Genomic DNA, 3403 nt, shown 5'->3' with positions numbered 1-3403 from the left:
GGATTTGAACCGTCGACCTCACCCTTACCAAAGACTGGCAGGCATGATAAAGCAGCGGCGCTCAACGTCAAGGAATGCTTGGAATTGTCATTAAATCATCCCTCTAAGGCAGATAGAAGTGGCAGCTAATACACGCGCTTAGGCGGCATTTACGCTACCATTTACTGACCCATTGCTGACCCGGAGATCAGGCCATGCCCTCCAGCCCGCCGCGACATGACGGGGCCCATGCTCGTCACAAGCTCAAGATCACAGCCCGATCAGCGACCGATCTCCATGCCAAGGCCGAACCGGGCGACCGTGTTTGGGATACCCTGCTCGGCGGTTTCCACATGATCCGCCGCAAGTCGGCGACCAGCTGGCGGCTGACCTACCGCAACACCGCGGGGAAGAAACGCACTATCACCTTGGGCCGCTACCCGGGCCTGACCGCCGACCAGGCTCGCAAGCTGGCGCATGAGACCCTGGGTGCCACCTACCAGGGCGAGGATCCCCTCGCCGATCGCCAGGCAGTCCGTGACCACGCCAGGGCCCTCGAGCAGCAGACTCTGGTCGCCTACCTCGACGGCCCGTATGAGCTCTACCAGAACCGAGGCAAACGCGGGAAGGCAACCTTGCAGACGCTGCGCCGGGAGTTCGTCGACTGGCTCGACCGGCCACTGGGATCGCTCACGCGCAGCGATGCCGAGCGCTGGCAAGCGGCCATGGAGAAACGCGGCCTCGCCTTCTCCACCTGTCACCGCGCGTACGGCGCCCTGCAGACGCTGCTGAATCACGCAGCGGAGCGCGGCACCATCGACGCCAACCCGCTGAAGGGTATTCGGCTGGAGCGGCCTGCCCTCTCCGAGAAGGAGCTCGCCGAGTCCACCAGCACCAGGCGCTATCTCGAAGATCAAGAGGTGCTGGCGCTGTTCGCCGGAATCGAGGCGTACCAGACGCACCGCCGAGAGGGGCGTCGTCGCAGCCGTTACCATGGCAAGCCCTGGCTGGAAGATCTCGACCATGTCACCTACGTCAACTATGCCCCGCCGCTGATCCTGCTCCTGTTCTATACCGGCTTCCGTCCTGGGGACCTCCACGGCCTGCGCTGGGAGCACGTCAACCTAACCTTTGCCACCATCCGCAAGGTGATCGAGAAGATCGCCCATAAGCGCCCGGAGCCACAGACCTTCCCGCTGGCGCCGGAGGCGGTGGAAGTTCTCAAGACCTGGCACGAGCAGCAGGGCCAGCCTGCCACCGGTTACGCCTTCCCCAACCCCAAGACCGTCGAGCGCTACGACTACACCGCGATCGGCCGCCACTGGCGACGCATCAAGGCGCTCACCGAGGCGCTGCCCAAGGAGAAGCGCATCGCCAAGGCCCTGCCCGCCGACCTGGAGCTCTACTCCCTGCGCCACAACTTCGCCAGTCAGCTGATCATGAGGGGAACCGACTTACTGGCGGTCAGCCGGCTGATGGGACACGCCGACATCCACACCACGATTGAGCACTACGGTCATCTGGCACCAGACCACAAGCGCGACATCGTGAAGCGGTTCGGTGCCGATACGCAGGCGCTGCTGACCGGGCAACCGGCAGAGGACGACATAGTGATCGAGCCAGCCAGGGGATGATGCCGGAGGCCCCGGCGCGATACACTGTCCGACCCAAGACATCCTGGACGGCGGCGCAGTGGTGGATCTGTACATCATCGGGCGGGTGTTCTGGTGGGAAGTGTTCGACTGAGCCCTGGTCAAACGAACAGGAGCCTTAAGGACCGAGACTCATGGGAGACCGGCATGGCAAGCAATAACCAACAGCCAGACTATATGGCGCTTCTGAGTTCCCTCACGACACAGGACATCGTCCAGTTTTTCGCATCAATTCCTGGGCAGGGGGCATGCCCGATATGCTCAAGTCAACTAATCGCTTTCACCGCCATGAGCCGGAAATCCGGTGACATCCAGCAGAGCACCGACAAGCCTGCCACCGTGAAGAAACGTGTGCATGATACTGGGGGTGGGGAAGCCCCCATCTACCTTCCTTTCATTCCGGCTTGCTGCGATACTTGCGGATTCATGGCAGAGTTCTCAGCAGCACCTATCCTAGAGTGGAAGGCAGGTCGTCATGGTGCATAAACAGGAGCATAACCCCTCATGGGTGGATGAGATTGAGGTGATTTCGAATGAAGGAGTATCTTCTCCACCCAGAGCGACGAGGCATACCAACAAAGAAAATCGCAAATCACCTCTCGAAGGCATCGACAACGTAATTCAAACATACCCCGAGAGGTCGGCGAAGAATGAGCAGGGGCAGAGGATACTGACGACATGAGCACACAGGATCGCTACATCGACGCACGCCTGGCAGGGATCGAGAAGGATCTCGATAACCGCTTGGCTGATATGCAGCGGCAATCTGACCAGGCGGACAAGCGCCTGGACAAGGGGCTGGCTGACATGCGCGCCGACGGCAAGATGACCAGGACGACGGTTATCACCACGTCCGTTGCCGTGGTCGGCTTGGTGGCTGCCATCCTGTTTGGCACCTTAACAGCCTTTCAGCAAACCGTTTCGGAGCAGGGTGAGGCCATGCGGCAAAGCGTTTCTGAGCAAAGTTCGTGGCTCCGTCAGAGCGTCGACAGGATCGAGCGACTCATGGGAACAATCCCGGCGCCAGCACCCCTCACTTCAGAGGGCCAGGGAGCGCCTCTCCAAGATCAAGATACTTCTCCAGAGTAACCTTCAACATTCATAATACCCGCCATTCTCGGCGGGTTTTTCTTTTCCATCCGTCAGCGATCACCCACAGCGACATCCCGCTCCCTTTGCCACACTTCCTGCAGGGCGCGTGCCCCAGAGAACAACAACAAGGGAGTACATCATGTCCACTTCATTACTCAACCCTCATGGTCAGCCGGTCACACGCCGCCTGGCCCTCGCCCGCAATGCCGACCGCGACGCCAGTGAGCTGATTGGCCTGGCCCGCGGCGTGCTCGCGGATGGGGCCATCAACCAGAGCGAAGCCGAGTACCTGCTTCGCTGGCTGGAAGAGCGACCCGGGTCGCTCAGTGTGTGGCCGTTCAGCGTGCTGTTCGTGCGGCTCAGAGTCGCCCTGGAGGACAACCTCCTGGATGCCCAGGAGGAAGCCGACTTGATGGGCCTTCTGCTCGACTATACCGGCGGCGGCAGCATGGCCGGCAGCGATAACACCAGCGCCAGCTTACAGTCCTCCACCCTGCCGCTCTGCGATCCACCTCCAGAGGTTGACTTTGATGACAGCCACTTCGTGCTGACGGGCAAGTTCATTTCCGGCACCCGCGCCGAGTGCGAAGCCGAGATTCTCGATCGGGGTGGCCACACGCAGAGTAACCCCACCCAAAAGACCCGTTTCGTGGTGATCGGCAACCTGGGCAGCACCGATT

The 3403-nt window shown here is 61.0% G+C and carries 3 protein-coding genes; all 3 read left to right on the top strand.

Annotated elements, in window-relative coordinates; translation table 11 throughout:
• The first annotated feature begins 194 nt into the window (after window positions 1-194).
• Window positions 195-1613: a tyrosine-type recombinase/integrase gene (locus tag ACESMD_RS15505; RefSeq protein ID WP_372614738.1), complete on the top strand. Its 1419-nt coding sequence runs from the start codon at window positions 195-197 to the stop codon at window positions 1611-1613.
• Between the two features lie 696 nt (window positions 1614-2309).
• The gene (locus ACESMD_RS15500; protein WP_372614736.1) at window positions 2310-2720 is read left to right on the top strand and encodes a hypothetical protein; all 411 of its coding nucleotides are present in this window, start codon (window positions 2310-2312) and stop codon (window positions 2718-2720) included.
• 142 nt (window positions 2721-2862) lie between these two features.
• A partial coding sequence (locus tag ACESMD_RS15495) for a BRCT domain-containing protein (RefSeq protein WP_372614734.1) occupies window positions 2863-3403 on the top strand: 541 nt, incomplete at its 3' end.

This window comes from Halomonas sp., assembly GCF_041689495.1.
Taxonomy (GTDB): Bacteria; Pseudomonadota; Gammaproteobacteria; order Pseudomonadales; family Halomonadaceae; genus Halomonas.
This window is presented reverse-complemented; position numbering and strand designations above follow the sequence as displayed.